4 protein-coding genes are annotated in these 5,042 nt (G+C 71.6%); 1 reads left to right on the top strand and 3 read right to left on the bottom strand.

Features of this window, described 5'->3' with window-relative positions; translation table 11 throughout:
- From IT293_00080 to IT293_00070, 3 genes are all read right to left on the bottom strand, one after another.
- Positions 1 to 1,589 (bottom strand): hypothetical protein (locus tag IT293_00080; GenBank protein ID MCC6763034.1); only part of this gene is annotated, 1,589 nt, incomplete at its 3' end.
- A 302-nt stretch (positions 1,590 to 1,891) separates the two neighbouring features.
- Complete coding sequence (recN, locus tag IT293_00075) at positions 1,892 to 3,607, bottom strand: DNA repair protein RecN (GenBank protein ID MCC6763033.1); 1,716 nt, start codon at positions 3,605 to 3,607, stop codon at positions 1,892 to 1,894.
- 4 nt (positions 3,608 to 3,611) lie between these two features.
- On the bottom strand, positions 3,612 to 4,475 hold the full coding sequence (locus IT293_00070) for an NAD(+)/NADH kinase (GenBank protein ID MCC6763032.1): 864 nt from the start codon (positions 4,473 to 4,475) through the stop codon (positions 3,612 to 3,614).
- A gap of 29 nt (positions 4,476 to 4,504) precedes the next feature.
- Between IT293_00070 and IT293_00065 the strand changes: the two genes are divergently transcribed.
- On the top strand, positions 4,505 to 5,042 hold a 538-nt coding region (locus IT293_00065; GenBank protein MCC6763031.1), incomplete at its 3' end, for an AAA family ATPase.

Below are 5,042 nucleotides of genomic sequence, written 5' to 3'. Positions count from 1 at the left end.
GTGTTCGACGACTGGCCGCTCTCGATGTTCGCCGTGCCGCTGATCGAACCGTTGAAGCGATTCACCACGCAGGTCGTCACCCCGCCCGCGGCGAGCGGCAGATTGGACCCGAAGAACCACTGGCACGCGCCGGACGCCGGGCAGCTGCCGCCCGGGCACTCGGTGTCGGTGCTGCACGTCGCGCCGTGGTTCGCGCCGCCGAGGCAGTTGCGCGGCGTGCAGGTCGCGTCGGTCGCGCAGCGCCGCGACTGGTCGTTGGTGCAGCGGTGATTGTCGATCTGCCCGGCGCCCGCTTGCGGGTTGGCGATCGGGCCGCTGATATTGCATGTACCGCACGGCCGGCTGCTGCCGCTGCACCCGGAGAGCGCGAGCGTCACCTCGCCGTTCGAGATGATGGGCGCGCGGTGCGAGATGCCCGTCCAGCCGGTGTCGAGCACACTCACGGGATCGTTGGCGTCGCCCGTAAACGTCACCTTGGTCGGACACGCGCACTGGCAGCTCGGGCTGCAGGTGAACGACGCGCTCGTGTTGGACGCGGTCTGGCACGAGGTCGCCGGGCCGCCCGCGGTGTCGCAATCCTCGCCGGGATCGATGACGCCGTTGCCGCAGGGGGTCGGGGTCGACGTCGCCGTCGGTGTCGCGGTCGCCGTCGGCGTCGGCGTCGGCGTCTTGGTCGCGGTGAGCGTCGGCGTCGGCGTCAGCGTCGCGGTCGGGGTCGCGGTCGGCGTCGCCGTACGGGTTGCCGTCACCGTCGGGGTTGGCGTAACGGTCGGGGTCGGCGTCGGCGGCTCGGCCGGGCACTCCCCCGGATACGGCATGAAGCCGGGCACCGCGAGCGCTACCTCGCAATCGACCTTGAACTCGGTCACGCAGTCGACGCAGGCGACGAGCTGCGCGAGCGTGTTGACCGGACCGCCGCAGGCCGAGCCGCCCGGGATCGTCACGCTCGGGCAATGGCTCGGAAATCCGATCGTCGCCGGCGACAGATCGCCGCTGCCATTGCACTCCTGGTCGTCGCCGCCGCACGCCTTGCAGATGGTCGCGATCTTCTTGTCTTCAGCCTTCTGGATGGCGGCCGCCGCCTTGCCGTCACCGGGGGCCGGACAGGCGTTGCTGTGCTTCGACTTGTAGCGGGCGTCCCAGCACTTCCCGAGGGCTTTCGTCTTCGACGCGAAGAACGCCGAGGTCGCCTTGCCGATCGCGACCTGGCACTTGTTCAGGTCGCTCCCGGGGCTCGCGGGATTGAGCGAGCCGTAATACAGATCGATTGCCTGGTCGATGGCCTCTTCGTTGACGCAATAGAGGCACGACGTGACGTCGTCGCAGGTCGTGATCGAGTTGTTGCATCCCTTGGCCTCGAACTCGGGACACGTGTTCGGCCACGAGATCGGCGGGCTGAAGAGGTCGTCGTTCCCGACCGGCGAGGTGCAGTCCTTGTCGTCGCCGCCGCACGTCTTGTCGATGCCGGCCCCGAGCTTCGTCAACGCCTTGCCGATCGCGGCGAACGTCTTCGGCTCGGTGTGGCAGTCCGTCAGCGGCGGCAGCTTGCCCTTCAGCTTCGTCTCCTCGCACTTGGTGAGCGCCTTCATCTTCGCCTACGCGAATTTTCCGGACTCCTTCAAGATGCCACGCTGGCATTTGAGCGCATCCGCACGTGCGACGCTCGCGAACGCGGCGTACGCGGCCAACGCCAGAACCCCCACGAGGACATTCTTGGCAGGCAGACGCATGACTCGATCCTCCTCGGACGTTTGCGAAACGCCCTATCGACGCAACACAGGATGGTCGCTCGGCACCAAGATCGGCTCTGCGCCAAAATGGCGCTGTCTGTCAACGAAAAAACAACCGGTGATGGAAGGATCCGCGTATAGAGGCGTGCTTGCGCAGCGCGTCAGCGCGCGCGCTGCGCTCCCAACCGCCGGAGCTCGGCGGCGTGGCGCCTGGCCTCTTTGGTGACGGTGATGCCCGCCAGCATGCGCGCGATCTCGTCCACCCGCTCGGCGTCCGAGAGCCGCTCGGCCGAGCTGCGCGTGCGGCCCTTCGCCACCCGTTTGCGGACCACGAAGTGATGGTCGGCGCAGGCGGCGATCTGCGGCAGGTGCGTGATGCAGATCACTTGCCGTTCGACCGCGAGCGCGGCGAGCTTCCGGCCGACGGTCTCGGCGACCGCGCCGCCGATCCCGGCATCGACCTCGTCGAAGAGGAGCGTCGGTACGTCGGTCGCGCCGGCGGTCGCCGCCTTGATCGCCAGCATGATCCGGGAAAGCTCCCCGCCCGAGGCGACCTTGGCGAGCGGCCGCGCGCTCTCGCCCGGGTTCGGCGCGAACATCCATGTCACCTGCTCCGCGCCCGCCGCCGCGAGCGCCACTCCGTTCCGGACGTGCCGGCCGGGCGTGGCTGCGGTCGGCCGGTGCGGCTCGAGGACGAGCTCGAGGTGTGCGCTTCCGAGCGCCAGCTCGCGCATGCCGTCGGTGATGCGGCGCGCGAGCTCGGGGGCATGCCGTACCCGCGCGGCGGTGAGCGCGTCGGCGGCGGCCCACGCTTCGGCCGCGGCGGCGTCGGCGGCGGCCTCGAGCGCCGCCGGGTCGGCGTCGCCGGCGGTGAGCTCGGCGAGCGCCCGCTCGAGCGCTTCGCGCCGGGCCGGCAACTCCTCCGGAGTGCAGCCGTGCTTGCGCGCGAGCCGTTGGAGCGCCGCGACGCGCTCCTCGACCTGCTCGAGCCGGGCCGGATCGGCCTGGATCGCCCGCGCCCGCGCCCCGGCGCGAAGCGCCGCATCCTCGATCGCCGGCCGCACCTCCGCCAGGAGATCCGCCGCGATGCCGAGCTCCGCATCGAGCGTCCTGAGCTCGCCGAGCCGATGCGCCGCGCGCGCCAGCACGTCGAGCACCGCGCCCTCGCCCGCGTACAGGACGCCCTCCGCTTCGGCCGCCGCGTCGCGCAGGCGCTCGGCATGCCGGAGCACCTCGCGCTCGCGCTCCAGCTCCTCGAGCTCCCCGCCGCGCGGCGCGACGCGCGCCAGCTCCTGGCACTGGAACGCGAGAAGCTCCCGGCGCGCCTCGACGCCGGCGGCTCCCGCCACGCACGCCGCCAGGCGGTCTTCGACCTCGACGAGCGCGCGAAAGCGGCTCGCCATCGCGGCGACCGGGCTCCCGAGCCCGACGACGGCGTCGAGATGGAGCCGGGCCGTCTCGGCGCGCAGCAGCGACTGATGCTCGTGCTGGCCGTACACGTGCACCAGCCGCTCGCCGATCTCCGCGAGGCGCGTCGTCGTGACCAAGCGGTCGTCGACGTAGGCACGCTGCCGCCCGGTCGCGCTCACGACGCGACGCACCGCGAGCTCGCCGCCGTCGCTCGAGGCATCATCCGCGAGCGCGGCCATCGCGGCCGCGACCGCGGTCCCGGCGAAGAGCGCCTCGATCTCGGCTTCTTTCGCCCCCTCGCGCACCAGCTCCGCGCCGCCGCGGCCCCCGAGCACGAGCCCGAGCGCGCGCATCAGCATCGTCTTGCCGGCGCCGGTCTCGCCGGTGACGACGTTGAAGCCCGGCTCGAATCCGATCTCCAGGTCCTCGATCACGGCGAGCGACCGGATCCTGAGCTCCCTCAGCATCGCGTCAGCGTTCGCCCCAGTGCAGCTTGTCGCGCAGGACGCCGAGCACGCTCCGCGGCACGGTGCGCACCAGCGCGACCACGTGCGGCGAGCGCGCCACCTCCACGACGTCGCCGTCGCGGAGCGGGATGCCCTCCTGTCCGTCGAGCGTGAGGAACACCTCCTGATCCGGAGCCCGGAGCTGCACCCGCACGACCGAGCTGTCGGCGAGCACCAGGGGCCGCAGGGTCAACGTGTGCGGGCAGATCGGCGCCAGCAGCACGACCGCGACGCCGGGACCGACGAGCGGCCCCCCCGCGGACAGCGAGTACGCGGTGGACCCGGTCGGCGTCGCGACGATCAGGCCGTCGGCCTTGTAGACGCAGAGGTACTCGCCGTCGACCGACGTATGGAGGTCGATGATGCGCGCGAGCGCGCCCTTGTTGATGACCGCGTCGTTCAAGACCTGGGACGCGGCCACGGCGGTCCCGCCGCGCAGCACGCGAACGGCGAGGGTCGTGCGGCGATCGAGCTGATAGTCGCCCGCGAACACCCGGTCGAGCGTCGGCAAGGCATCGCTCGTCGAAACCTCGGTCAGGAATCCGAGCCCGCCGAGGTTCACGCCGAGCACGCGCAGCTCCCGCGGACCCGCGAGCCGCGCGACGCCGAGCAACGTCCCGTCGCCGCCGAACACGACGATCAGGTCCGCCGTGCGGGCCATGGTCGGCTTGTCGACGACCCGCACCTCGGGAAGCTCCCCGAGCTCCGCCTCCACGAGCACGCGCACCTCGCGCGCCCGCAGGCGGGCGGCGATGGTCGCCGCGAGCGTCGCCGCCTCGGCCCGCCCCCGCTTCACGACGAGACCGACGGTCCTCGGCGTCTCCGGCATGCGCCCGGTTATGGTGGGGGGATGGCGAAATGGCAACCCGATGGCGATCCGGCGACGCGTCTGTGGTACGGTCGGCCGCCGTGAAACGCCCCGAGCCGACGAGCGATCTCTTCGCCGCCCACGGCGAGCGTGAGCGCCGACGTCGCGCACCCCTCGCCGAGCGCATGCGACCGGCGACCCTCGACGAGATCGTCGGCCAGGAGCACCTGCTCGGACCGGGGCGGATCGTGCGCGAGATGATCGAGAGCCGCCGCCTGCATTCCCTGATCCTCTGGGGACCACCCGGCACGGGCAAGACCACGCTCGCGCATCTGCTGGCGCGCGCCGCGGACGCCGAGTTCGTGGCCTTCTCCGCGGTGCTGTCGGGCGTGAAGGAGCTGCGCGAGATCGTCGCGGCGGCCGCCGAGCGTCAACGCCTGCACGGTCGCGCCACGATCCTCTTCGTCGACGAGATCCACCGCTTCAACAAGGCGCAGCAGGACGCCTTCCTGCCCCACGTCGAGAACGGCACGATCGTGCTCCTCGGCGCCACCACCGAGAATCCCTCGTTCGAGGTGATCGCGCCGC

Source organism: Deltaproteobacteria bacterium, from assembly GCA_020848745.1.
GTDB lineage: Bacteria > Desulfobacterota > Binatia > UTPRO1 > UTPRO1 > UTPRO1.
This window is presented reverse-complemented; position numbering and strand designations above follow the sequence as displayed.